Below are 26,090 nucleotides of genomic sequence, written 5' to 3'. Positions count from 1 at the left end.
GAAGAAGCCCAGGCCCTGGGTCTGGTCGATCAATTGGCCGGCAGCGCCGATGTGCTGGCCGAGGGCCTGGCCTATACCCGTCACCTGCTGGCGACCAACGCCGGCGTCCGCCGCACCCGGGACGCCCAGGCCCTGGCCGAGCCGGCCAGCCACTACGCGGCAATCGACGCGGCGCGCGTTGCAACAATCAGCAAAGCCCGAGGCCTGCTGTCCCCGCTGAACAATATCCTGGCGGTCGAGGCAACCCTGGAGCAGCCCTTCGATGAAGGCCTGCGCCTGGAACGCGAGCTGTTTCTGCAATGCCTCGCCAGCCCGCAGCACAAAGGCCTGGTGCATGCCTTCTTCGCCGAGCGCGAAGTGCTCAAGGCACCCGAAACCCGTGACGCCACACCCCGCCGAATCGAACGGGTGGGCGTGATCGGTGGTGGCACCATGGGCGCCGGCATTGCCGTGGCGGCACTCGATGCCGGCCTGCACGTGACCCTGATCGAGCGCGACCCAGGCGCCCTGGCGCGCGGCCAGGCCCATGTCGAGCAGGTCTACGACGCATTGATCGCCAAGGGTCGCCTGAAGGCCAGCGACAAGGCCGCGACCCTGACACGCTTCAACACCAGCCTCGACTACGCCAGCCTGGCCCAGGCCGACCTGGTGATTGAGGCCGTATTCGAAGACCTCGCGGTCAAGCAGGCGGTATTCAGCCAGCTGGATCAGGTCTGCAAACCCGGCGCCATCCTCGCCAGCAACACCTCCTACCTGGACATCAATGCCATTGCCGACAGCACCTCGCGCCCTGCCGATGTGCTCGGGCTGCACTTCTTCTCTCCGGCCAACATCATGAAACTGCTGGAAATCGTGGTCCCGGCCAAGACGTCGGCCGAGGTGGTGGCCAGTGCCTTCGCCTTCGCCAGGCAACTGAACAAGGTCCCGGTCCGGGCCGGGGTCTGCGATGGTTTTATCGGCAACCGGATCCTTGCGGTGTATCGCCAGGCAGTCGACTGCATGATGGAGGACGGCGCCTCGCCCTATCAGATCGACCAGGCCCTGCGCGACTTCGGCTACCCCATGGGCCCCTTCCAGGTGTCGGACCTGGCCGGGGGCGACATCGGTTGGGCCACCCGCAAGCGCAAGGCCGCCAGCCGCCCCGCCGATGCCCGTTATGTACACATTGCCGACCGCCTCTGCGAACGCGGCTGGTTCGGGCAGAAGACCGGCCGTGGCTATTACCTCTACCCCGCAGGCTCCCGCAGCGCCACGCCCGACCCCGAAGTGCTGGCGATCATCGACGCCGAGCGCGCTCGGGCCGGCATCACCCCTCGCAGCTTCAGCGACTCGGAAATCGTCCGCCGCTATATGGCCGCCATGATCAACGAAGGGGCCAATGTGGTGCATGAAGGCATCGCCCTGCGCCCCCTGGATGTCGATGTGACCTTTATTCATGGCTACGGCTTCGCGCGGCACCTGGGTGGCCCGATGAAGTACGCCGACGGGATCGGCCTGCCCCAGGTGCTGGCCGATATCCACGAGTTCGCCGAAACCGACCCGCAGTTCTGGAAGCCCTCGCCGTTACTGGTGGAGCTGGTGGAACGCGGTGCCAGCTTCGACAGCCTCAATCAGCCGCACTAACCGGGGGAAGCCAATATGGATTTGCGTTTTACCAACCAAGAAGAAGCCTTTCGCCGCGAAGTACAGGCCTTTCTCGCCGAAGAGTTGCCCGCGGACCTCAGCGAAAAAGTGGCCAACGGCAGGCACCTGTCCAAGGCCGACATGGAGCAGTGGCACTCGATCCTCAATGCCCGTGGCTGGCTGGCCAATCACTGGCCGGTCGAACAGGGTGGCCCGGGGTGGAGTGCGTTCGAGAAGTTTATCTTCGAGCACGAATGCAGCCTGGCCAATACGCCGCGCATCGTGCCCTTTGGCGTCAATATGCTCGGCCCGGTGCTGATCAAATACGGCACCCCGGAGCAGCAACGCTACTGGCTGCCGCGCATTCTCGATGGCACGCACTGGTGGTGCCAGGGCTATTCGGAACCCGGCGCGGGCTCGGACCTGGCCGCGGTGAAAACCAGCGCCGTGCGCGACGGTGATCACTATGTGGTCAACGGCCAGAAGACCTGGACCACCCTCGGCCAGCACGCCAACATGATTTTCTGCCTGGTGCGCACGGACCGTGAAGCGAAGAAGCAGGAAGGCATCAGCTTCCTGCTGATCGACATGAACTCGCCTGGGGTCGAGGTACGGCCGATCATTACCCTGGAGGGCGCCCACGAGATCAACGAAGTGTTTTTCACCGATGTACGGGTGCCGGTAGGCAACCTGGTGGGCGAGGAACACAAGGGCTGGACCTGCGCCAAATACCTGCTGACTTACGAGCGCACCAACATCGCTGGGGTCGGCCTGTCGATGGCGGCCCTGGAACGGGTCAAGCGCCTGGCCGCCCTGCAGCGCCGCAACGGCCGGCCACTGGCCGAAGACCCGGCCTTCGCCGCGCGACTGGCGCGGGTCGAAATCGACCTGGAAAACATGAAGACCACCAACCTGCGGGTCATCGCCGCAGTGGCCGGGGGCGGCGTCCCTGGCGCAGAAAGCTCGATGCTGAAGATTTGCGGCACGGAAATCCGCCAGGAGCTGACCTCATTGATGCGCCGGGCCATGGGGTCCAGCGCCCGGGCCCTGGTGCCTGAAGCCGAGGCGGACGATTTCAGCGCCCTGGACCTGGGTCCAGCGTTTGCCGCCAGCGCCAGCGCCCAGTATTTCAATAACCGCAAGCTGTCGATTTTCGGCGGGTCCAACGAAATCCAGAAAAACATCATTTCGAAAACGATTCTCGGGCTCTGAGGGCACGCACATGAACTTCGAACACAGCGAAGAACGGCGCATGCTCGCCGACAGCCTGAACCGCTTTATCGCGGAGCAATACAGCTTTGACAAACGCGAACACATTCTCCAGGCAAGCCACGGCTTCAGCCGCGAGATCTGGCAGCAACTGGCCGACCTCGGCGTGATCGGCGCACTGCTCAGCGAAGAGCACGGCGGCTTTGGCGGCAGCGGTTTCGACATTGCCGTGGTGTTCGAAGCCATCGGTCGCGGGTTGCTGGTCGAGCCGCTGCTGGGCAGCGCGATACTGGTGGGCGACGCCATCGCCACAGCCGGTTCCCCTCAGCAGAAGGCCCTGCTGCCGGGCATTGTCGACGCCAGCCTGCTCGCCGCCTTCGCCCATGAAGAACCCGGCACTCACTATGAAACCAGCCGGGTCGCCACCCGTGCCGAGCATGACGGCCCAGGCTGGCTGCTGAATGGCAGCAAGGCCATGGTGCTGCAAGGCGAGCACGCCGACCTGTTGCTGGTCTCGGCACGCACCGCGGGTGCCATTGACGACGAAGCGGGAATCTCCCTGTTCCTGGTGCCGAGCAGCACTGCGGGATTGCGGATTCAGGGTTGCGCCACCATCGATGGTGGCCGCGTCGCCCAGGTGCAACTGGACAACGTGAAACTCTCGGCCGACGCCCTGCTGGGGGCCGAACACCAGGGCTACGCCACCCTGGAGCGTGCCATTGGCCGGGGGGTGCTGGCCCTGTGCGCAGAAGCGCTGGGAGCGATGGAGGTGGCCAAGCAAGCCACCCTGGATTACCTGCGCACCCGCAAGCAATTCGGCACCCTGATCGGCAGCTTCCAGGCCCTGCAACACCGCATGGCGGTACTGCTGCTGGAGATCGAGCAAGCCCGCTCGGCGGTGATCAACGCTGCCGCCGCCCTGGACGCCGACCGGCTGACTCGCGAGCGGGCACTGTCGGCGGCCAAGGTCAGTATCGGGCGCATTGGTACCCTGGTGGCCGAGGAAAGCATCCAGTTGCACGGCGGCATCGGCATGACCTGGGAACTGCCCCTGGCCCATTACGCCAAGCGTCTGGTGATGATCGACCATCAGTTGGGTGATGAAGATCACCACTTGCAGCGCTTTATCGCCCTCGGCAAAGAACTCGCCGCATGAACCCCCTGTCGATGAACCGGCATCGCGCCGCCGTAACCGTCGCAGGTGTCGCCGCCTTCCTTGGCTGGCGCGCAGCGGGCTGCCTCACGCTGCGCTGAAAGCCCCCACCGGGCGGGTCCGCAACTGTGCCATCCAGGGCTGAATGCCCCGGCGAGCATGGTCTGCGCCCCCCCACCCAGCCCTCTCGTCTTTCGCGCCCGTTTGCATGACCCTCGCCTTCAGCTGGGTCAGGGGTTGCTACGCCCGCGACGAACCCTGGCATTGCCTGCTGCCTTTGCAGCAGCCTCCAGGTGCCGCGCGCAGGCCAACCTCAGCGTGGACGTATACGACGTGGGCATTCCTAAAAATAAAAACAACAACATAGGTAAATCCATGCATTCGGCATCCAAACCTTTACTGCCCCTTTCCGCCCTGCTGGGTGGTTGCATGCTGCCGCTGGTGTGCCAGGCACAACTGATTGAAGACAGCCAGTTGACCCTGGGCGCCCGCAACTTCTACATGAACCGCGACTTCCACGGCGACGCACCGTCACAGAACAAGGCGGAAGAATGGGCCCAGGGTTTTACCCTGCGTTACCAGTCGGGCTACACCGAAGGCACCGTGGGTTTTGGCGTTGACGCATTGGGGGCACTCGGCCTCAAGCTCGACTCCGGCGGTGGCACGGCCCATACCGGGGCCTTGCTGGTCGACCGCAATGGCGATGTCGCCGATCAATACGGCTCGTTCGGCCTGACCGCCAAAGCCCGGGTCGCCAGCAGCGTATTGAGCATCGGCACCCACGAACCGCTGCTTCCCGTCGCCTTCAGAAACGATACCCGCCTGCTGCCGCAAACCTTCAAGGGCACGCAACTGGTCTCCAGTGACCTGAAGGATCTGACCCTGACCCTCGGTCAATTCACGGCGGTACGCCTGCGCAACTCCACGGACTACGAGGAAATGAGCATGTCGGCCCTCGCCAGAAACGGCCGCCAGGTCGCTGGCCGGGTCAGCAGCGATCGGTTCAGCTATGCCGGGGCCAGCTACGCAGTAACGCCCGCGCTCAAGGCCAGCTACTTCTACGCCGAGCTCAAGGACAACTATGACCAGCACTACGGCAACCTGACCCATGATGCGCGGCTGACCGACAGCCTCTCGCTGAAATCCGAAGTGCGTTACTTCCACAGCGGCAGCCAGGGCCGGGCCGAGGTCGACAACCGTTACCTGGGGCTCATGGAAACCTTCAGCTACAAGGGCCATGCCCTGGGCTTCATCTATCACAACCAGAGCGGGCGCAGCGGCCTGCCCTTTATCAACGGTACCGACCCTTACGGGTTCAACACCTCGACCTACAAGTCCTTTATCAACGCTGGGGAAGACGCCTGGCAATTGCGCTACCGCTACGATTTCGCCGCAGTAGGCCTGCCCGGCCTGACGTGGATGAGCCGCTATGTGCAGGGCAACCACTTCAAGATCGGGCAACGCAATGGCCGAGAACGGGAATTCGATACCGACCTGGCTTATGTGATCCAGCAAGGTCCGTTGAAAAACCTCGGCCTGCGCTGGCGCAACGTGGTGTATCGCGCCAACTATGCGGCCAACGTCGATGAGAACCGGCTGATCGTCGAATACAACCTGAAGGTCTGGTAACCCCGCCCCCAACTGCCTGCGCTGGCCGGCAGTTGCCTATTCCAGGCTCACGGCCGCCGTGGGCCCCTGGAGATCGCCCGAAACCTTGCCAAGGCGCAGGCGTGCTTCGCGGTACTCCCTGGCAAACCGTGCCACCAGCGCCTCGGCTGTCGGTACATGGTCAAGCACGCCAATGCCCTGGCCACAGCCCCAGATTTCCTTCCAGGCCTTGGGCCGCTGGCGGTCGCTGCCGAAGTTCATCTGTGAGGGGTCGCTACTGGGCAGGTTCTCCGGATCGAGCCCTGCCGCCTGCAATGACGGCTTGAGGTAATTGCCATGCACCCCGGTGATCAGGTTGGTGTAGACGATGTCGTCGGCACTCGCCTGGCTGATCATCTGCTTGTAGCCATCCACCGCATTGGCCTCGCGGGTGGCGATAAAGGCCGAGCCGATATAGGCCAGGTCAGCCCCCATTGCCTGGGCCGCGAGAATCGAGCTTCCCGAGGCAATCGACCCCGAGAGCAACAGGGGCCCGTCGAACCATTGGCGGATCTCCTGCACCAGGGCAAAGGGCGACAGTGTCCCGGCATGCCCGCCCGCTCCCGCCGCCACCGCGATCAACCCGTCGGCCCCCTTGTCGATGGCCTTGTGCGCGAACTTATTGTTGATCACATCGTGCAGCACAATGCCGCCGTAGCTGTGCACCGCCTGGTTGATCTCGGGGCGTGCGCCCAGGGACGTGATGATGATCGGCACCTTGTGCCGCACACAGACCGCCATATCCTGCTCCAGGCGCTCGTTGGAGCGATGGACGATCTGGTTCACGGCAAAGGGCGCCGAGGGCTGCTCCGGGTGCAGCCGATCATGCTCGGCCAACTCCCGGGTAATGCGTTCGATCCATTGCTCCAGTTGCGCTGCAGGCCGGGCGTTGAGTGCCGGAAACGAACCGACGATCCCGGCCTTGCACTGAGCAATCACCAGCTCGGGGGTGGAAATGATAAACAGCGGAGCGGCCACCAACGGCAGGCGCAACCGCCGGGACAACACCTCGGGCAAGCTCATGGAACACCTCCTTTCAGATCGATCAATATGCCCATCGCCGCCGGCAGTCAGCAGCTGAGCCAGACCCCATGCACCTGCCGCTGGAGGGCAGGCGGCACAAGGCGATGGTTCACTTGGTGGCCAGCGCGATGCCTGGACTGACCCTTGCCGCCCCGGCGGTTCCGGCAGAGAGCAACACCAGCAACCCGGCCAGCAGGTACATGCCGATGCCCAGGTACATGCTCGATACATGGCCACCGGTATGAGTGTTGATGACCCCGTTGAGCCACGGCGTCACCGCCGGCCCGAGGTTGCCCAGGCTGCTGATCAGGGCAATGCCGGCTGCCGCGGAAGCCACCGACAGGTATTCGCTGACCAGGGCGAAAAACAACGGTGTCGCCGCCTTGATTCCTAGGTACGCCAAAGACAGCGCCGCCACCGACATCACCAGATGGCCGTTCAACAGCGTGGTGATGCCCAGGCCGAACACCGCCAACCCCATGCAGCAGACAAAGTGCCAGCGCCGCTCGCGGCGTTTGTCCGAGTGCAGGCCAATGACGATGGTGCCGATAATGCCGACGATGTTGGGGATGGTGGTGATCAACCCCACCAGCAACAGATCCGCCACGCCCCAGCCCTGGATCAGGCTCGGCATCCAGAACACCAGCATGTAGGTGGCCCCCAGGAACATGAAGTACGCCGTGGAAAGCAGGTACACCTTGGGATCGCGAAACATCTGGCCCACGGTGTGCAGGGAGCGGTCCTTGCGGTTCTTCAATTCCTGCGCCAGGTCGTCGCTCAGCAGGCGCTTTTCTTCGGTGCTCAGCCACTTTGCCTGATCCGGGCCATCTTGAAGGTAAAGGAACGCCACCACCCCCAGCACACTGGCCGGCAGCCCCTGGAGCACGAACAGCCATTGCCAGCCATTGAAGCCCGCCACGCCGTTGAGGTACTTCAAGATGCTGCCGGACAATGGCCCGGCGATCAGGCCGGCGCACGCCGCAGCCGTCATGAACAACGCAATCACCTGGCCACGTCGGGCCGCCGGGAACCAGAAGGTGAAATACAGGATGACCCCAGGGAAAAACCCGGCCTCAAACGCCCCGAGCAAAAACCGCAGCACGTAGAACTGCAGAGGGGTGCGCACAAACATCATTGCCGATGCCACCAGGCCCCAGCAGACCATGATCCGCAGCAGGGTCTTGCGCACCCCGCTGCGCTGCAACATCAGGTTGCTGGGCACTTCGAACAGGAAATAGCCGACGAAGAAAATACCCGCGCCCAAGCCGTACACCGCGTCGCTGAACGGCAGGGTCTGCTTCATTTGCAACTGCGCGTAGCCGATGTTGACCCGATCGAGGAAGGCAACCATGTAGCACAGCATCAACAACGGCAGCAGGCGCCAGCGGATCCTGGAATACAGCGAGTCGAGCCGAGCAGCATGGGTCGGCAGGGATTGCGGACCTTGGACGTTTATTATTTTTGTTGTCATGGTCATCTCCGGCAGAGTCGGTAATTGCTGGGACGGGGGGATCGGTGATCAGGTGCCTGCGGTTTCACGCTCCTGCAACAGGCGCCACATGACTTTGCCCGAGCCGGACTTGGGCAGGCTTTCGACGAATTGCACCTGGCGCGGCACCTTGTAGGCCGCCATGTGCTCACGGGACCAGTCGATGATCTGCTGCTCGGTGGTCTGGCCTTGGGCTTCGCCGCGCAGAACCACCAGCGCCTTGACGCTCTCGCCCCGGTAGGCGTCCTGGCTGGAGATGATGCAGGCCTCGTGCACCGCCGGATGCTTGAACAGCAGCGCTTCCACCTCGGCCGGCCAGACCTTGAAGCCGCTGGAGTTGATCATCCGCTTGAGCCGGTCGGTGAGAAAAAAGTAGCCCTCTTCATCCATATGCCCCAGGTCGCCGGTGCGGAAAAACCGCTGCCCCTCCAACTCGATAAAGGCCGCCGCCGTGGCCTCGGGATTGCGCCAGTAACCCTGGAACAGCATCGGCCCGCGGCTGACGATTTCCCCGACCTCGCCGGGTTCGAGCTCGCGCAGGGTATTGGGGTCGACCACCCGCGAATCGACGCCGAAGAACGGCATGCCCAGGCACTGCAACTTGGCCCGTTCGGGTGGGTTGCCATGGGTGGCCGCTGCGGTTTCGGTGAGCCCGTAGCCTTCGAGGAAGGTCAGGCCGAACTCCTGTTGCAGGCGCTCGGCCACGGCCTGGGGCATCGCCGCCCCGCCGCCGTTGATATGAACCAGCCCGCCGAGGCCGAAATCCTTGTAGTTGGGGCTGCCGAACAGGTCGATGACCATGGTCGGTATGCAGGTCCAGTGGGTGACCTTGTGCCGCGAAATCAGGCGCCCGGCGAGCTCCCGGTCCCAGCGCGGCAGGATCACCGTGCTGGTGGCATCGAACACCGCGCGCAGGACAAAACACACCAGGCCGGTGATATGGAAAAACGGCACCACGCCCAACCCCACCGAGGCCACCGTGGACTGGGTCCAGCAGCCGGTGACGGCATTGCTCATCAAGCTGCGGTGGCTGTGCATGCAGCCTTTGGGATGGCCGGTGGTGCCCGAGGTGTATTGCAGCATCGCCAGATCGTCCGCCTCGGCGGTGTGCGCACCGAGAGGCCAGGCCTGGCCGAGGATCTCGCTCCAGCGCAGGCAGGTCGCGGGCAATGGCGGCTCGGCGCGCAGCCAGGCATCGGTGGTCTCGGCAGCAAGCTCGGCCGGGTCCATGGCGGCCACGGGCGGCATCGCGTCGCTGTAATGGGTCACCAGTACCTGCCGCAGGCGTTCGTGGGGTTCAAGGGCTGACTCGGCGGCCTGCACGGTCGCTGCCAGGTCGGCGGCGCAGATCACCACCTGGGCCTGGGCGTCGCGCAATTGGTAGGTCAACTCCTCCACCTTGTTCATCGGGTTCACCGGCACCACCACCGCGTTCGCCCGCAGGATGGCGTAATAGGCGACGACGAATTGCGGGCAGTTCTGCAGGTACAGCGCCACCCGGTCGCCCGCCTTGACCCCCACGCTTTGCAGCCAGCCGGCCACGGCCTGCGCCTGGGCCTGCAATGCGCTGAAGCTCAGGGGCTGGCCAAAAAACAGGTAGGCGGTCTTGTCCGGGTAGCGCCGCGCAGACACCTCCAGGTTGAACCACAGGGAAGTGGCCGGGACCGATAACGCGTGTGGCAGGCGTTTGGGCCAGACGCGTTGGTGGGGGCGCACGCTGCTGATAGTGGGCATCGAGACTCCTTGACTCCGAAGGTGATCAAGCACGAGTTGCGCTGGCAGGGGCTCTTGCGGATGTACCCCGAGCGACCTGGAACAGGGCCGACAACGCTTGCGCGACCTGGCGCGCGGGCCCTGTTCGCAGCTTGCCGGCGTTGAACGCGATAAGGCAGGCACAGGTCGCAGCGGCCGTCACATCAGGGCCGATCCTGCCCCATGACGCAAGCCTATTTCAATCTTTTTTATTTCGCACTGCGGAATTTGGTTCCATATATCTCGCGAAATAATTAGATTCATCCGCCTGACTGGACTTAAATAGACCTTTGCGAAACACCGTACAGCCATCGCAGGCACGGGAAGCCACTTTTGACTCCTGTCTCACTGACTGACCCACACGAGCTATCGCCCATGACCGCCGTCCCTCCGCAACCACCGCAGCAAGACCCCTTCAATGGGTTTTCCGCCCATATCGGCCTGACCCTGCACGAGTACAGCCAGGCGCAAACCATCATCGGCTTCACCGTGCAGGCCCATCACCTGAACCGGGCCGGCAACCTGCACGGCGGTGTGATCGCCTCACTGGCGGACTCGGCCATGGGCATGAGCGGAACCTGGCACGCCGTCGCCGCCCAGCGGCGGCTGGCCCTGACCCTGTCGCTGAACATCATCTACATGGCAGCGGCCGCCCCCGGGACCGAGGTCCGGGCCGTGGCGCGGACCCGGGGCGGTGGCGCCAAGATCTTTATGGCCACCTGCGACTTGCTCGACGTCGAGGGGCAATTACTCGCCAGCGCCGAAGGGGTTTTCAAGCGCGGGCGCCTGGCGCCGGATGGCAACTGAAGCGGGTGCGCGGCGTGCGTGCAGACATGCGCAATACGCGCGCCTGCCACGCACCTGCGAAACCGGGTTCCGACAGGGAATCGGCGATGTCAATTCAAGCGGTTCCGCGCTACCATTTTTCAGTTGAATTTCACCCGCCTGCTGTGTGGTCACTCGGGCCTGTACGAAAACTTGCCGAGCAACGATCAGGCAAGGCAAAAACAGGCAAGGAAGCAGAGTGTAGAGGCCTACATGAGCCTTCCGATCGGACTCGCGTCCGAGCGTGTTTTTAACCCAGCATGATCGAACCACAGGTCGTTTTGGTGCAGATCCCAGGCACTGGACCGGCACCAGCCCCCATCGGATACGCCTATGCACGACCAGAACGATTCCCCGGAAAAAGACCCCAAGGACCGCAAGTTCGTCGAGGCCCTGGCCCGAGGCCTGGAAGTCCTGCGGGCCTTTACCCATGGCCATGCGGTGCGCGGCAACCAGGACATCGCACGCATCACCGGGCTGCCGAAACCGACAGTTTCGCGCCTGACTTACACCCTGACGCAACTGGGTTACCTCAAATACAACCAGGACCTGGAGAAGTACCAGCTCGATTCCGCGGTGCTGGCCCTCGGGTACGCCTACTCCGCCAGCCTGCGGGTGCGCCAGCTCGGCAAGCCGTATATGGATGAGTTCTCGCGCCGGACCAACACCACCGTCAGCCTGACCTGCCGCGATCGGCTGTCGATGATCCACGTCGACAGCAGCCGCCCGCCGGAAGTCGCCAGCCTGCGCATGGAGCCCGGCGTACGCCTGCCCCTGGCCACCAGCGCCGCCGGGCGTGCCTACCTGGCCGCCACGCCGAAAAACGAGCGCGACCATCTGCTGGGGGAAGTGGCGAAAAAGGCCGGCGACGAATGGCCGGCCCTGGAAAAATCCCTGGAAGCCTCGTTCCGCGAATACGAGTCCCTGGGGTTTTGCCTGTCCCTGGGCGAGTGGGACCGCAACGTCAATGGCGCCGGCGTGCCGCTGCACCTGGCAGACGGCAGCATCATGGCCCTGACCTGCGGTGCCCCGAGCTTCCAGCTGTCGAGCGAGAAACTCGAAAACTCCCTGGCCCACCAACTGGTGATGCTGGCCCGGGACCTGGAAAGCCTCGGCGTGTAAACCCGGGCCCAGGCCGATGACCCGGGACGCCGCCCGGGTCATCGCCCGGGTCATCGCCCGCGACGCCTACAGGCTGGGAAACGCGAACTGCGTGGACTCTTGAGTGGCCGCCTTCGGCCAGCGCTGGGTAATGGCCTTGCGACGGGTATAGAAGCGCACACCATCCGGGCCATAGGCATGCAGGTCGCCGAACAGCGAACGCTTCCAGCCGCCAAAGCTGTGGTAAGCCACTGGCACCGGCAGCGGTACGTTGACGCCCACCATGCCCACTTCGATCTCATCGCAGAACAGGCGCGCCGCTTCACCGTCACGGGTGAAGATGCACGTGCCGTTGCCATACTCGTGATCGTTGATCAGTTGCATGGCCTCTTCCAGGCTGTTGACCCGAACCACGCACAGCACCGGGCCGAAGATCTCTTCTTTATAGATGCGCATCTGCGGCGTCACCCGATCAAACAGGCAGCCACCCAGGAAGAATCCGTCTTCGTTACCCGCCACACTCAGGCCACGACCATCCACCACCAGTTTGGCGCCCGACGACACGCCGTCTTCTATATAGCCACTGACCTTGTCCCGCGCCTGGGCGGAGACCAGCGGCCCCATGTCCAGGCCACACGAAGTGCCGGCACCGATTTTCAGCGCCTTGATCTGCGGCACCAGCTTGGCAATCAGAGCATCCGCCACCTGGTCGCCGACACACACGGCCACGGAGATCGCCATGCAGCGCTCGCCGCAGGAACCATAGGCCGCGCCCATCAGCGCACTCACCGCGTTATCTAGGTCGGCATCCGGCATCAGCACCGCATGGTTCTTCGCCCCGCCCAATGCCTGAACGCGTTTGCCGCGCTTGGTGGCTTCGGAATAGATGTACTCGGCAATCGGCGTCGAACCCACGAAACTCAACGCTTTGACTTCCGGCGCCTCGATCAGCGCATCCACTGCACCCTTGTCGCCGTGCACCACACTCAGCACACCTTTAGGCAAACCGGCTTCCAGCAGCAGTTGGGCGATCAGCAACGTCGAGCTTGGGTCACGCTCCGAGGGCTTGAGGATGAAGCAGTTGCCGCAGACGATCGCCAGCGGGTACATCCACAGCGGCACCATGGCCGGGAAGTTGAACGGGGTGATACCCGCCACCACGCCCAGAGGCTGGAAGTCAGACCAGGCATCGATGTTCGGGCCGACGTTGCGGCTGTACTCGCCCTTGAGAATCTCCGGAGCCGAGCATGCGTACTCGACGTTCTCGATACCGCGCTTCAGTTCACCGGCGGCGTCTTCCAGGGTCTTGCCGTGCTCTTCGCTGATCAGTTGCGAGATCCGCGCCTCGTTCTGCTCCAGCAATTGCTTGAAGCGGAACATCACCTGGGCGCGTTTGGCCGGTGGCGTGTTGCGCCAGGCCGGGAACGCAGCCTTGGCCGAGTCGATGGCGGCTTGCATGGTTTCACGGCTGGCCAGCGGTCAGCTGGTGGATCACTTGGCCGGTGGACGGGTTGAAGACATCAGCGCTGCGACCGTTATCGGTCACCAGTTCGCCGTTGATCAAATGCTGGATAAGGCTCATGCAGGGCTCCTGAAAAGTTGTCCACAGGCGCCCATCGCTGGACGCCTGATCAGTGTTCTATATAGAAGGGCGAATCAGTCGATCGTGTTCAGCACTTCGCCGACCGCGTCGAACAGGCGATCCAGGTCCTGCGGCTTGCTGTTGAAGGTTGGGCCGAACTGCAGGGTGTCGCCGCCAAAGCGCACGTAGAACCCGGCCTTCCACAGGGCCATACCGGCTTCGAATGGACGGACAATCGCGTCGCCATCGCGCGGGGCGATCTGGATCGCGCCAGCCAGGCCGTAGTTGCGAATGTCGATCACGTTTTTCGAGCCCTTGATGCCGTGCAGGGCATTCTCGAAATGCGGGGCAACCTCGGCCACGCTCTGCACCAGGTTTTCCTTCTGCAGCAGATCGAGTGCCGCCAGACCGGCCGCGCAAGCCACCGGGTGAGCCGAATAGGTATAGCCGTGGGGGAATTCCACTGCGTATTCGGGCGTCGCCTGGTTCATGAAGGTCTGGTAGATCTCGGAGCTGGCAATCACTGCGCCCATCGGGATCGCGCCGTTGGTGACTTGCTTGGCGATGCACATCAGGTCTGGGGTCACGCCGAAGCTGTCGGCGCCGAACATCGAGCCGGTACGACCGAAGCCGGTGATCACTTCGTCGAACACCAGCAGGATGCTGTGCTGATCGCAGATCTCACGCAGGCGCTTGAGGTAACCCTGTGGCGGCACCAGGACACCGGCGGAACCGGCCATCGGCTCGACGAAGACTGCCGCGATATTCGAGGCGTCGTGCAGTTCGATCAATTTCAGCAGCTCATCGGCCAGGGCGATACCGCCCTGCTCCGGCATGCCACGGGAAAACGCGTTGCTGGCCAACAGGGTGTGCGGCAGGTGGTCGACGTCCATCATCGACTGGCCGAACAGCTTGCGGTTGCCGTTGACCCCACCGAGGCTGGTGCCGGCGATGTTCACCCCGTGATAGCCACGGGCGCGGCCGATCATCTTGGTCTTGGTCGACTGGCCTTTCAGGCGCCAGTAGGCACGCACCATCTTCACCGCGGTATCGGCACATTCCGAGCCGGAGTCGGTGAAGAACACGTGGTTCAGGTTGCCTGGGGTCAGGTCGGTAATTTTCTCGGCCAGCTGGAACGACAGCGGGTGGCCGTACTGGAAGCCCGGCGAGTAGTCGAGGGTGCCCAATTGCTTGGAAACGGCTTCCTGGATTTCCTTGCGCGTGTGGCCGGCGCCGCAGGTCCACAGACCGGACAGGGAGTCGTAAACCTTGCGCCCCTTGTCGTCGATCAGGTAGCTGCCTTCTGCGGCAACGATCAGCCGTGGGTCGCGCTGGAAGTTGCGGTTGGCGGTGTACGGCATCCAGTGAGCATCGAGCTTGAGCTGGCTGGCCAGGGAAGCTGGAGCGTTTTCAGGCATGTTCATGAGCAAAACCTCGCAGGGCAATAAGCGGCGTAGGAAGCCAAAAGCGTTGTTGCAGCTAAGTTGCCACGGCTATAAAGTCGGTGAAATCCAACTTTTATAACCTTCAGTCAGGCCTTTACTAAACTATGAGCAGCCGTCGAGCCGATCCGCTGGCCCAGGTCAGCGACTTTGATATCCGCCTGCTGCGGATCTTTCGCAGCGTGGTCGAATGCGGCGGCTTCTCGGCGGCAGAGACCGTACTGGGCATCGGGCGCTCGGCCATCAGCCAGCAGATGAGCGATCTGGAGCAACGCCTCGGCCTGCGCCTGTGCCAGCGCGGGCGCGCGGGTTTCTCACTAACCGAAGAGGGCCGCGAGGTCTATCAGTCGGCCTTGCAGCTGTTGAGTGCCCTGGAAAGTTTCCGCACCGAGGTCAACGGCCTGCACCGTCACCTGCGCGGTGAATTGATTATCGGCCTGACCGATAACCTGGTGACCCTGCCCCACATGCGCATCACCCACGCCCTGGCGCAGTTGAAGGAGCGCGGGCCCGACGTGCAGATCCAGATCCGCATGATCGCCCCCAACGAAGTCGAGCAGGGCGTACTCGACGGCCGCCTGCACGTCGGCGTGGTGCCCCAGGCCAGCGCCTTGTCCGGTCTGGAATACCAGCCCCTGTACAGCGAGCGTTCGCTGCTCTACTGCGCGGTCGGTCACCCGCTGTTTTATGTCGACGATAAAAAGCTCGAGGATGCGCGCCTCAACGATCAGGACGCCATCGCCCCGACCTTCCGCCTGCCGGGGGAGATCCAGGCCCATTACCAGGCACTCAATTGCACCGCCAGCGCGTCGGACCGCGAAGGCATGGCGTTCCTGATTCTCACCGGGCGTTACATCGGTTACCTGCCGGACCATTACGCCCAGCTCTGGGTGCAACAGGGGCGGCTGCGTGCGCTGAAGCCGGCTTCGCGCTTCTATGACCTGAGCCTGGCATCGGTCACGCGCAAGGGCCGACGCCCCCATCTGGTGCTTGAAAGCTTTCTCGAGAGCCTGGCGGCCACTCGCTGAAGAGCATTAGCACCCATGGCAAACCCGTATCCATTGGGCACCGTCCGCCATGCGGACAAATAACCTGAGCACCTGGACAGCTTTTTGCAGGGCATAGACACCTTGAACCGTCAGCCCAGAGTTCCACGCCCATGCAAGAGCAATCGTCCACCCCCAACGATCTGATCTACGGCCTCGATGATCGCCCCAAACCCGTGGCCGCCCTGCTTGCCGCGTTGCAGCATGTGCTGGCGAGTTTTGTCGGCATCATCACGCCGCCGCTGGTGATCGGCTCGGCCCTGGGCCTGACGGCCCACCTGCCCTACCTGATCAGCATGGCGCTGATGGTGTCCGGGGTCGGGACCTTTATCCAGGCGCGTCGTCCGTTCGGCATCGGTGCCGGGATGATCTGCCTGCAAGGCACCAGCTTCGCCTTCCTCGGCGCCGTGCTCTCGGCCGGGTTTCTGGTCAAGCAGCGCGGTGGCAGCCCGGAAGACATCCTGGCGATGATCTTCGGCGTGTGCTTTTTCGGCGCACTGGTGCAGATCGTGCTCAGCCGTTTTATCGGCCAGTTGCGCCGGGTGATCACCCCGCTGGTGACCGGCATCGTCATCACCCTGATCGGCATCAGCCTGATCAAGGTCGGCATCACCGACCTGGGAGGCGGTTTCAATGCCGCAGACTTCGGCGCACCGGGCAACCTGGCACTGGGCCTGTTCGTGCTGCTGACCATCATCCTGCTCAACCGCTCCAACACCCCGTGGATCCGCCTCTGCGCCATCATCATCGGCCTGGCCCTGGGCTGCGTGGCGGCCTGCTTCAGCGGCAAGCTGGTGCCTCAGCCCCTGCCCGATCTGCCCCTGGTAAGCCTGCCGATCCCGTTCAAGTTCGGGTTCAATTTCGACTGGAGCGCCTTTCTGCCAGTGGCTCTGATCTACCTGATCAGCACCATCGAAACCGTGGGCGACCTCACGGCCAACTGCATGCTCGCCCGCCAGCCCATCAGCGGTCCTTCTTATATAAGCCGGCTCAAGGGCGGGGTCCTGGGGGATGGCGTCAGTTGCATGATCGCCGCCACCTTCAGCGCCTTTCCCAATACCACCTTTGCCCAGAACAACGGGGTGATCCAGTTGACCGGCGTGGCCAGCCGCTACGTCGGCCTGTACATCGGCCTGGTGCTGTTCTGCCTGGGGTTGTTCCCGCTAATTGGCGCGGTGTTGCAGCAGATTCCCAAGCCGGTGCTGGGCGGCGCGACCCTGGTGATGTTCGGCAGCGTGGCCGCCGCCGGCGTGCGCATCCTGGCCCAGGCGCCGCTGGACCGGCGCAGCATGCTGATCATCGCCACCTCGTTCGGCGTGGGCCTGGGCATCGCCGCGCAGCCCAACCTGCTGCACCTGCTGCCCAAGCTGGTGCAAAACCTGTTCGACTCGGCAATCACCAGCGGCGGCCTGACGGCGCTGATCATGTGCCTGCTGCTGCCGGAAACCTCCCGCGAGGCCCGTGATGCAAAACCGGCCCTGGAAAGCGACACCCTGGAACCGCTTTAAGGCTTTTATGGCCATAAGGCTTGTCTGATGCCTGTGGGTGCGCTATCAACGCACTGGTTGCACCCACAGACCCGCTCGGAAATGCCTATGACCCTTGAAGTCCCTGCCCACGCCGGTGCTCACTCCGGAAAACCCGCCAGCCGCATTCGTCAAAAGAACGAAGAGGCGATCATCAAGGCCGCCGAAGACGAGTTCGCCCGTCATGGTTTCAAAGGCACCAGCATGAACACCATTGCCCAGAATGCCGGGCTGCCCAAGGCGAATCTGCATTACTACTTCACCAACAAGCTTGGCCTGTACATCGCCGTGCTGAGCAACATCATCGAGTTGTGGGACAGCACCTTCAACGCCCTGAACGCCGATGACGACCCCACCGAAGCCCTGACCCGCTACATCCGCGCCAAGATGGAATTCTCGCGCCGCCAACCCCAGGCCTCGCGGATCTTCGCCATGGAAATCATCAGCGGCGGCGAATGCCTGAGCGAATATTTCAGCCAGGACTATCGCGCCTGGTTCCAGGGCCGTGCCGCGGTGTTCCAAGCCTGGATCGACGCCGGCAAGATGGACCCGGTGGACCCGGTGCACCTGATTTTCCTGCTGTGGGGCAGCACCCAGCACTACGCCGACTTCGCCACCCAGATCTGCCGCGTCACCGGACGCAGCAAGCTGACCAAGCAAGACATGGAAGACGCCGGTAACAACCTGATCCGCATCATCCTCAAAGGCTGCGGCCTCAAGCCCGTCATCTAAGAACCCTGCGCATGCCCTTTACCCTTGCCGGCCTTTGCGAGTACCGCGAAGAGATTCGCAAAAGCCGCTTTATCAGCCTCGCCGCGCCCATCACCAGCGCGGCCCAGGCCCAGGCCTTTATCGAGCAGTACAGCGACCTCAATGCCTCCCACAACTGCTGGGCCTGGAAGCTGGCCGACCAGTACCGCAGCAGTGACGACGGCGAACCCGGCGGCACCGCGGGGCGGCCGATCCTGGCGGCCATCGAGGCCCAGGATTGCGACCAGGTGGCGGTACTGGTGATCCGCTGGTACGGCGGCATCCAGCTCGGCACCGGCGGCCTGGCCAGGGCCTACGGCGGGGGCGCCAACAAATGCCTGCAAGGCGCCGAACGCATCGAGCTGATCAAGCGCGTGCCGGTGCACTGCGCCTGCGCGTTCAGCGAGTTGGCACTGGTCAAGCTGCGGGTCGCGGAACTGGGTGGCCTGGTGGTTGCCGAAAACTTCACCGCCAATGGCGTGGAGTTGCAACTGGCCCTGGGCGAGGCGCACCTCGACACCCTGCAAAACCAGCTGGCGGATTTGAGCCGCGGACGCATCCTCTTGCAGCGCTGATTGCACCAAGACTGCCCGCCAGCGCCGCGCCTACCTGTGCACAACCTTTCGCGCCGACCCGAACTTGCCCACATCTGCTGTGCACCCGGCTGTGGATAAACTGGGAACATCCGGCTGTAACCCTTCTGTAACGTGGCTTTGCGGCGGTTGTTCAGTTTTTGTCCAATCCGTGACTGATAGGCTTTTTTCCACAGCAAAACAGCGGCTTAGGCCGGTTTATCGCCTTTGGAACAAAGCCCCTCGGCGCTTATGCCCGTGCGCAGCGCTTGCACACAAATACTGTGGAGCAAGCTGTGGATAACCCGTGCAACGCTGCGCCAACCCCATATCCCCTCTGGCTCGCAGACAGCTGACTGTTTTTTGATCAGGCACATGTCCGCGCCCCGTCGCCTTTTTCAGCCACTTGCCCCGAAGTGGTGCCGCCAGGGCCTGCAATCAATCCCGCCAAGGTGCACGCGGCCGCAGCCCGCTGCGCTTTTGGCGGTTTCCTGACTCACTGGCCAGGAAATTGCTTTATCCACAGGCATAACGCCCAGCGACCCGAGTCCGCCATGCCAAACCCCGTGCCCGTCCCTGATCCAACGCCTCGCCTGCAACTGCGCCGAATCAGCAAGCGCTACCCCGGTTGCCTGGCCAACGACGCCATTGACCTGAGCATCCAGCCCGGGGAAATCCATGCCCTGCTGGGTGAAAACGGCGCAGGTAAAAGCACCCTGATGAAGATCATCTACGGCGTGACCCAGGCCGACTCCGGGGAACTGCTGTGGCAAGGACAGCGCCAGCTCATGCGCAACCCGGCCCAGGCACGGAGCCTGGGGATCGGCATGGTGTTCCAGCATTTCTCGCTGTTCGAAACCCTCAGCGTGGCGCAGAACATTGCCCTGGCCATGGGCGCCAAGGCGGGTACGCCGAAGGCGCTGGAACCGAAGATCCGCGAAGTCTCGCACCGCTATGGCATGGCCCTGGAGCCGGAGCGTCTGGTGCACAGCCTGTCGATTGGCGAACGCCAGCGGGTGGAGATCATTCGCTGCCTGATGCAGGACATCCGCCTGTTGATTCTCGACGAGCCGACCTCGGTGCTGACCCCACAGGAGGCCGACGAGTTGTTCGTGACCTTGCGCCGCCTGGCCAGCGAAGGCTGCAGCATTTTGTTTATCAGCCACAAACTCGGCGAGGTCCGCGCCCTGTGCCACAGCGCCACGGTACTGCGCGGCGGGCGGGTGGCCGGGCATTGCGTGCCGGCCGAGTGCTCGGACCGGGAATTGGCGCAACTGATGGTCGGCGAAGCCGCGGGGTTGCTGGCCCACTACCCGAAAGCTAGCGGTGGCCCGGCCTTGCTGCGGGTGCAGAACCTTGCCTGGCACAACCCCGACCCGTTCGGCTGCTCGTTGCAAGGCCTGGACCTGGAGGTGCGCAGCGGTGAAATCGTCGGCATTGCCGGGGTCGCGGGCAATGGCCAGGACGAACTGCTGGCGTTGCTCAGCGGCGAACAGACACTGGCCCGCGCGGACAGCACCCGCATCCGCTTTGCCGAGCACGCCGTGGCCCACTTGCGGCCCGATGCGCGCCGCGCCCTGGGCCTGGCATTCGTCCCCGCCGAACGCCTGGGCCATGGTGCGGTGCCGGAGTTGAGCCTGGCAGACAACGCCCTGCTGACCGCTTTCCAGCAAGGCCTGGTCAGCCACGGCCTGATCCAGCGCGACAAGGTGCAGGCCCTGGCCCAGCAGATCATCCAGCGTTTCGGGGTCAAAACACCCGATGCCCAGACCCCGGCGCGCAGCCTGTCGGGGGGCAATCTGCAGAAATTCATCCTGGGCCGGGAAATCCTCCAGCAACCCCGGCTGCTGATTGCCGCGCACCCGACCTGGGGCGTCGACGTCGGCGCCGCCGCCACCATCCACCGCGCGCTGATTGCCTTGCGCGATGCGGGGGCAGCGATCCTGGTGATCTCCGAAGACCTCGATGAACTGTTCCAGATCAGCGACCGCCTCGGCGCCCTGTGCAGCGGCCGCCTGTCGGCGCTCAAGGCCACCGACGACACCACCCTGGTGGAAGTGGGCGGCTGGATGGCCGGCCAGTTCGACGCCCCTTGCCCCCCAACCGCCCTGGCGCTTTGACGGAGTTTCCCATGCTGCTTTCTCTCGAACCCCGTGGCCAGCAATCGCGCCTGATGCTCTGGTGCTCGCCGCTGCTGGCGGCGGCCTTGACCCTGGGTTGCGGCTCGCTGCTGTTTATCGCCCTGGGCCATGACCCGTTGCTGACCCTGCACACGCTGTTGATCGCCCCCATCAGCGACCTCTACGGCGTCTCGGAATTGCTGGTCAAGGCCCTGCCAATTCTGCTCTGCGCCCTGGGCCTGGCCGTGGCCTACCGGGCGCGGATCTGGAACATCGGCGCCGAAGGCCAACTGCTGCTCGGCGCCCTGGCCGGCAGCGCCCTGGCGGTGAACATCATCGATATGCAAAGCCGCTGGGCGCTGGTGCTGATCCTGCTCACCGGGACCCTGGCCGGCGCCGCCTGGGCCGGGCTTACGGCCTGGTTGCGCACGCGCTTCAATGCCAATGAAATCCTCACCAGCATCATGCTCAACTACATCGCCCTCAACCTTTTGCTGTACTTCGTCCACGGCCCGCTCAAGGACCCGGAAGGGTTCAACTTCCCGCAATCGGCGATGTTCGGCGACGCCAGCCGCCTGCCGCTGCTGCTCGAAGACGGCCGTATCCACGCCGGGGTGTACTTCGCCCTGCTGGCCCTGGTGGCGGTCTGGGTGCTGCTGCAAAAAAGCTTTGTCGGGTTTCAGATCAAGGTACTGGGCCTGGACCCGCGCGCCGCCGGCTTTGTCGGCTTTCGCGAGAAACGCCTGATCTGGCTCGCGCTGTTGATCAGCGGTGGGCTGGCGGGGCTGGCCGGGGTCTGCGAAGTCACCGGGCCGATCGGCCAACTGGTGCCGCAGGTCTCCCCGGGTTACGGCTATGCGGCGATCACCGTGGCCTTTCTCGGGCGCTTGAACCCGATCGGCATTCTGTTCTCCAGCCTGCTGATGGCCCTGCTGTACATCGGCGGCGAAAGCGCGCAGATGAGCCTCAACCTGCCCCAGGCCATCACCCAATTGTTCCAGGGCATGATGCTGTTCTTTCTGCTGGCCAGTGATGTGCTGATTCTCTATCGGCCACGCCTGAACCTGCGCTGGGCCCGCCGCGCCGCCCCCTCTTCCGTGCACGCAGGAGCCCTGTGATGGATATCGATCTGCTGAGCAATATTTTCTACGCCATGGTCCGTTGCGGCACGCCGTTGCTGCTGGTGGCCCTGGGCGAACTGATCTGCGAGAAAAGCGGCGTCCTCAACCTGGGCCAGGAAGGCATGATGCTGTTCGGCGCGGTGATCGGTTTTATCGTCGCCCTGAGCAGCGGCAACCTGTGGCTCGGGGTGCTGCTGGCGATGCTCGCCGGGATGCTGCTGTCGGCGCTGTTTGCCCTGGTGGCGCTGGTGTTCAATGCCAACCAGGTGGCCACCGGCCTGGCCCTGACCATCTTTGGCGTGGGCCTGTCGAGTTTTGTCGGCGCGGCCTGGGTCGGCAAGCCCCTGGCCGGTTTCGAACCCCTGGCGATCCCGCTGCTCAGTGAGATCCCGTTGATCGGGCGCATGCTGTTTGCCCAGGACCTGCTGGTCTACCTGTCATTCGCCCTGTTTGCCCTGGTGGCCTGGGTCATTCTCAAGAGCCGGATCGGCCTGATCATCCAGGCCGTGGGCGAAAACCCCGATGCCGCCAGTGCCATGGGCCTGCCGGTGCTGTGGGTGCGCACCCTGGCGGTGCTGTTTGGCGGGGCCATGGCCGGGCTGGCCGGGGCCTATCTGTCGCTGGCCTATACGCCGATGTGGGCCGAGAACATGAGCGCCGGGCGTGGCTGGATCGCCCTGGCCCTGGTGGTGTTCGCCAGCTGGCGGGTCTGGCGCCTGCTGCTCGGCGCCTACCTGTTCGGTCTCGCCAGCATCCTGCACCTGGTAGCCCAGGGGCTGGGGCTGGCGATCCCGTCGAACCTGCTGGCGATGCTGCCGTATGTGGCGACCATCCTGGTCCTGGTGCTGTTGTCGCGGGATGCATTGCGCACCCGGCTGTATGCCCCGGTGTCGCTGGGACAGCCGTGGCAGGCCGGGCATTGAAGCCGCGCACGGCGTTCAGCTCGGGAGCTGGGGGTGCAGGGTTTACGCCTGCTGCGCAGACGGGCGGGAGCCCGCTCTCTCGCTAGATTGCACCGGCAGCAGTTGCGCGATGCACCAGGCCAGCTCGAAAAACACGATGCCCCACAACAGCGCCGTGGCACCGTGGGCGATGGCGTAGATCTGCCAGGTGGCGAACAGGATGCGCCCCACCGCGTCATAACGGCCGAACGCTTGCTGCGGATCGCGGATACGCAGCACCGACCACACGCAGACAATCGAACCCATCAGGTTGGCCATCAACAGATGGGCGGGTTCGAACGCCGGGAATTCACCGGGCAGGTTCAAGCTCTGGGCCAGCCCTAGCAGCAGCCCGTGCAGGGCCAGGAAACTCCAGGGGGTGACAAACGCCGCGGTCACCAGCAGGTCGTACCAACCGCTGGCGCGGACCAGTGTCCGGTAATGCTGTGCAGTCCACATAAAACTCGCTCCGAATATTCAAGGAGCGCGCAGGCTAAAGCCTGGAGTATGCTCCAGGGTCAAGCCCTCTTGAGCGATCCCCATGCGCATCGGCGAACTCGCCCAGGCCTGCGACGTCAGCCGCGACACCCTGCGTTTCTATGAAGAACGCGGGCTGATCGCCGCACAACGCAGCGCCAACGGTTACCGGCACTACCCCGCGGAAATGGTGCAACTGGTGCTCTACATCAAGACCGCCCAGCGCCTGGGCTTCAGCCTGAGCGAGATCGGCAGCAGCGTCGGCGCCCTGTGGCAAGCGGCCGACCCCGACAGCGCCGTCAGCCAACTGCTGCGAGACAAACTGACCCTGATCGAAACCCGCATCAATGAACTGGGCGAGCTGCGCCAGGAGCTGCAACAACGGCTCGGGCAACGTTGTCCATTGAATCCGTGACATTCACTTATCAAGGAAGCCACTCATGTCTACGCCTAAACACGCACTGATCATCGGCGCCTCCCGCGGCCTCGGCCTGGGCCTGGTACAGCGCCTGCTGGAAGATGGCTGGCAGGTCACCGCCACCGTGCGCAACCCGCACAAGGCCGAAGCCTTGCAGGCGCTGGGCGCGGTGCGCATCGAACAATTGGACATGGACGACCAGCAGGCCGTGATCGCCCTGAGCCAGAAGCTCAAGGAGCAGGTGTTCGACCTGCTGTTCGTCAACGCCGGGGTCAAGGGCCCGGATGACCAGACGCCGGGCAAGGCGACCCTGGCCGAAGTCGGCCAATTGTTCTTCACCAATGCCGTGGCCCCGATCAACCTCGCCCAGCGCTTTGCCGGGCAGATTCGCGATGGCAGCGGCGTACTGGCGTTCATGAGTTCGGTGCTGGGCAGCGTGACCATGCCCGACGCGCCGGACCTGGCGTTGTACAAGGCGAGCAAGGCGGCGCTCAACTCCATGACCAACAGTTTCGTCAGCCAGCTTGGCTCGCAGAAGCTGACCGTGCTGTCGTTGCACCCGGGCTGGGTGAAAACCGATATGGGCGGCGAAGGTGCCGACATCGACGTGGAAACCAGCACCCGCGGCCTGATCGCCCAAGTCAACGCCTACACCGGCAAGGGTGGGCACCACTTCGTGAACTACAAGGGCGAAACCATTCCCTGGTAAGCCCAGAGCCGCTGTAGCCGTGGCCCCTGGCCGCGGCTGCAAGGCGCCGCCGAGAAGTTTTGTCGAGCGCCCGATCTTTCGCTAGACTGCGCACCTCGTCCCCGCGACGAACCTGGATCAGCAGACAGGAAAACACTGAGCTGGCTAACCTGAACCCACTTTCAGAGGAGCCGGCCACCATGCCTGCGACCCGTACCTGGTTAAAAAACCCCCTCGCCATTTTCACCGGCAATGCCCTCGACGCCCGTGGCGGCCTGGTGCTGCAAGACGGCCTGATCGTCGAAGTGCTCGGCGCCGGACAGCAACCGTCCACGCCCTGCGCGCAGGTCTTCGACGCCCGCGAGCATGTGCTGCTGCCGGGGCTGATCAACACCCACCATCACTTCTATCAAACCCTGACCCGCGCCTGGGCGCCGGTGGTCAACCAGCCGCTGTTTCCCTGGTTGAAAACCCTGTACCCGGTCTGGGCCCGACTGACTCCGGAGAAGCTGGCCCTGGCCACCAAGGTCGCCCTGGCCGAGCTGCTGCTGTCGGGCTGCACGACGGCGGCGGACCACCATTACCTGTTTCCCGAGGGCCTGGAAAACGCCATCGATGTGCAGGTCGAAAGCGTCCGTGAATTGGGCATGCGCGCCATGCTGACACGCGGCTCCATGAGCCTGGGCGAGGCCGATGGTGGCCTGCCGCCGCAGCAGACGGTGCAACAGGGGCAAGTGATTCTCGACGACAGCCAGCGCCTGATCGCGCAGTACCACGAGCGTGGAGCCGGGGCGCAGGTGCAGATCGCCCTCGCGCCCTGCTCGCCGTTCTCGGTGACGCCGGAAATCATGAGCGCCAGCGCCAAACTGGCTGAGCAGCTGGATGTACGGCTGCACACGCACCTGGCGGAAACCCTGGATGAAGAAGACTTCTGCCTGCAACGCTTCGGCCTGCGCACCGTGGACTACCTGGACAGCGTCGGCTGGCTCGGCCCCCGCACCTGGCTGGCCCATGGCATCCATTTCAACCCCGATGAAATCGCCCGCCTCGGCGCCGCCGGCACCGGCATCTGCCATTGCCCGAGTTCCAACATGCGCCTGGCTTCGGGCATCGCCCCGACCCTGGACCTGATCGCCGCCGGCGCCCCCGTGGGCCTGGGGGTGGATGGCTCGGCGTCCAACGACGCCTCGAACATGATCCTCGAAACCCGCCAGGCTCTGTACCTGCAACGCTTGCGCTACGGCGCCGAGAAGATCACCCCCGAATTGGTCCTGGGCTGGGCGACCCGGGGCTCGGCGCGACTGCTGGGGCGCAGCGATATCGGTGAGCTGGCGGTGGGCAAGCAGGCTGACCTGGCCCTGTTCAAGCTCGATGAACTGCGCTTTTCCGGCAGCCACGATCCGTTGTCGGCGCTGCTGTTGTGCGGCGCTGATCGAGCGGACCGGGTAATGGTCGGCGGTCAGTGGCGGGTGGTCGATGGCCAGGTCGAGGGCCTCGATCTGAAAGGCCTGATCGCCGATCACAGCCAGGCGGCCCGGCAGTTGATTGCCGGCAGCTGACCGCCGGCTTTCGCCGACCCGTTGCA

The 26,090-nt window shown here is 64.0% G+C and carries 21 protein-coding genes and 1 pseudogene; 16 read left to right on the top strand and 6 right to left on the bottom strand.

Annotated features, from left to right (window positions below):
• From CF161_RS24905 to CF161_RS24890, 4 genes are all read left to right on the top strand, one after another.
• Nucleotides 1–1,623, top strand: a 1,623-nt coding sequence (locus tag CF161_RS24905) for a 3-hydroxyacyl-CoA dehydrogenase (RefSeq protein WP_020299397.1), incomplete at its 5' end; no start/stop codon positions are given.
• Between the two features lie 15 nt (nucleotides 1,624–1,638).
• Nucleotides 1,639–2,835, top strand: coding sequence for an acyl-CoA dehydrogenase family protein (locus CF161_RS24900; RefSeq protein WP_020299396.1), 1,197 nt, complete (start codon nucleotides 1,639–1,641; stop codon nucleotides 2,833–2,835).
• A gap of 10 nt (nucleotides 2,836–2,845) precedes the next feature.
• On the top strand, nucleotides 2,846–3,988 hold the full coding sequence (locus tag CF161_RS24895; RefSeq protein WP_020299395.1) for an acyl-CoA dehydrogenase family protein: 1,143 nt from the start codon (nucleotides 2,846–2,848) through the stop codon (nucleotides 3,986–3,988).
• 372 nt (nucleotides 3,989–4,360) lie between these two features.
• Nucleotides 4,361–5,614, top strand: coding sequence for an OprD family porin (locus CF161_RS24890; RefSeq protein ID WP_043230326.1), 1,254 nt, complete (start codon nucleotides 4,361–4,363; stop codon nucleotides 5,612–5,614).
• A gap of 36 nt (nucleotides 5,615–5,650) precedes the next feature.
• On the opposite strand, the gene CF161_RS24885 is transcribed toward CF161_RS24890, so the two are convergent.
• The 3 genes from CF161_RS24885 to CF161_RS24875 form a co-directional block, all read right to left on the bottom strand.
• Entirely contained in the window at nucleotides 5,651–6,655 is a 1,005-nt protein-coding gene (locus tag CF161_RS24885; RefSeq protein WP_020299393.1) for a nitronate monooxygenase family protein, read from the bottom strand.
• 109 nt (nucleotides 6,656–6,764) lie between these two features.
• Complete coding sequence (locus tag CF161_RS24880; protein ID WP_043230323.1) at nucleotides 6,765–8,126, bottom strand: MFS transporter; 1,362 nt, start codon at nucleotides 8,124–8,126, stop codon at nucleotides 6,765–6,767.
• 48 nt (nucleotides 8,127–8,174) lie between these two features.
• Nucleotides 8,175–9,878, bottom strand: coding sequence for a long-chain fatty acid--CoA ligase (locus CF161_RS24875; RefSeq protein ID WP_020299391.1), 1,704 nt, complete (start codon nucleotides 9,876–9,878; stop codon nucleotides 8,175–8,177).
• A 393-nt stretch (nucleotides 9,879–10,271) separates the two neighbouring features.
• Between CF161_RS24875 and CF161_RS24870 the strand changes: the two genes are divergently transcribed.
• Nucleotides 10,272–10,703, top strand: coding sequence for a PaaI family thioesterase (locus CF161_RS24870; RefSeq protein WP_020299390.1), 432 nt, complete (start codon nucleotides 10,272–10,274; stop codon nucleotides 10,701–10,703).
• 351 nt (nucleotides 10,704–11,054) lie between these two features.
• A complete protein-coding gene (locus CF161_RS24865) occupies nucleotides 11,055–11,843 on the top strand; it encodes an IclR family transcriptional regulator (RefSeq protein ID WP_020299389.1) in 789 nt (262 codons plus the stop codon).
• A 66-nt stretch (nucleotides 11,844–11,909) separates the two neighbouring features.
• Here the strand turns inward: CF161_RS24865 and CF161_RS24860 are convergent.
• Together CF161_RS24860 and CF161_RS24855 are read right to left on the bottom strand one after the other, a co-directional pair.
• Nucleotides 11,910–13,404, bottom strand: a pseudogene (locus tag CF161_RS24860) (CoA-acylating methylmalonate-semialdehyde dehydrogenase).
• 74 nt (nucleotides 13,405–13,478) lie between these two features.
• The gene (locus CF161_RS24855; RefSeq protein ID WP_020299386.1) at nucleotides 13,479–14,828 is read right to left on the bottom strand and encodes an aspartate aminotransferase family protein; all 1,350 of its coding nucleotides are present in this window, start codon (nucleotides 14,826–14,828) and stop codon (nucleotides 13,479–13,481) included.
• Nucleotides 14,829–14,953: 125 nt separating this feature from the next.
• Between CF161_RS24855 and CF161_RS24850 the strand changes: the two genes are divergently transcribed.
• From CF161_RS24850 to CF161_RS24820, 7 genes are all read left to right on the top strand, one after another.
• Nucleotides 14,954–15,874 (top strand): LysR family transcriptional regulator, encoded by a 921-nt coding sequence (locus tag CF161_RS24850; RefSeq protein WP_020299385.1) that lies wholly within the window; start codon nucleotides 14,954–14,956, stop codon nucleotides 15,872–15,874.
• Between the two features lie 131 nt (nucleotides 15,875–16,005).
• Nucleotides 16,006–17,400: a uracil-xanthine permease family protein gene (locus CF161_RS24845; protein ID WP_020299384.1), complete on the top strand. Its 1,395-nt coding sequence runs from the start codon at nucleotides 16,006–16,008 to the stop codon at nucleotides 17,398–17,400.
• A gap of 87 nt (nucleotides 17,401–17,487) precedes the next feature.
• Complete coding sequence (locus CF161_RS24840; protein ID WP_020299383.1) at nucleotides 17,488–18,150, top strand: TetR/AcrR family transcriptional regulator; 663 nt, start codon at nucleotides 17,488–17,490, stop codon at nucleotides 18,148–18,150.
• Nucleotides 18,151–18,161: 11 nt separating this feature from the next.
• Nucleotides 18,162–18,743, top strand: a complete 582-nt coding sequence (locus tag CF161_RS24835; protein ID WP_020299382.1) for a YigZ family protein — start codon at nucleotides 18,162–18,164, stop codon at nucleotides 18,741–18,743.
• Nucleotides 18,744–19,294: 551 nt separating this feature from the next.
• Nucleotides 19,295–20,860: an ABC transporter ATP-binding protein gene (locus CF161_RS24830; protein WP_020299381.1), complete on the top strand. Its 1,566-nt coding sequence runs from the start codon at nucleotides 19,295–19,297 to the stop codon at nucleotides 20,858–20,860.
• A gap of 11 nt (nucleotides 20,861–20,871) precedes the next feature.
• Nucleotides 20,872–21,978 (top strand): ABC transporter permease, encoded by a 1,107-nt coding sequence (locus CF161_RS24825; protein ID WP_020299380.1) that lies wholly within the window; start codon nucleotides 20,872–20,874, stop codon nucleotides 21,976–21,978.
• Nucleotides 21,978–22,904 (top strand): ABC transporter permease, encoded by a 927-nt coding sequence (locus CF161_RS24820; RefSeq protein WP_020299379.1) that lies wholly within the window; start codon nucleotides 21,978–21,980, stop codon nucleotides 22,902–22,904. The genes CF161_RS24825 and CF161_RS24820 overlap by 1 nt, the downstream gene beginning before the upstream one ends.
• A 42-nt stretch (nucleotides 22,905–22,946) precedes the next feature.
• Here CF161_RS24820 and CF161_RS24815 read toward each other — a convergent pair whose 3' ends face one another.
• Nucleotides 22,947–23,381, bottom strand: a complete 435-nt coding sequence (locus CF161_RS24815; protein ID WP_020299378.1) for a hypothetical protein — start codon at nucleotides 23,379–23,381, stop codon at nucleotides 22,947–22,949.
• An 82-nt stretch (nucleotides 23,382–23,463) separates the two neighbouring features.
• Here CF161_RS24815 and CF161_RS24810 point away from each other — a divergent pair, with 82 nt between their 5' ends.
• From CF161_RS24810 to CF161_RS24800, 3 genes are all read left to right on the top strand, one after another.
• Entirely contained in the window at nucleotides 23,464–23,814 is a 351-nt protein-coding gene (locus tag CF161_RS24810; RefSeq protein ID WP_020299377.1) for a MerR family transcriptional regulator, read from the top strand.
• A 25-nt stretch (nucleotides 23,815–23,839) separates the two neighbouring features.
• Complete coding sequence (locus CF161_RS24805) at nucleotides 23,840–24,526, top strand: SDR family oxidoreductase (RefSeq protein ID WP_020299376.1); 687 nt, start codon at nucleotides 23,840–23,842, stop codon at nucleotides 24,524–24,526.
• Nucleotides 24,527–24,705: 179 nt separating this feature from the next.
• Nucleotides 24,706–26,064 (top strand): 8-oxoguanine deaminase, encoded by a 1,359-nt coding sequence (locus tag CF161_RS24800; RefSeq protein ID WP_020299375.1) that lies wholly within the window; start codon nucleotides 24,706–24,708, stop codon nucleotides 26,062–26,064.
• Nucleotides 26,065–26,090 lie beyond the last annotated feature (26 nt).

The organism is Pseudomonas sp. CF161 (genome assembly GCF_000416215.1).
In the GTDB taxonomy this organism is placed as follows: domain Bacteria; phylum Pseudomonadota; class Gammaproteobacteria; order Pseudomonadales; family Pseudomonadaceae; genus Aquipseudomonas.
The sequence above is the reverse complement of the archived record's forward strand: the minus strand, read 5'-3'. Positions and strand labels throughout refer to the sequence as shown.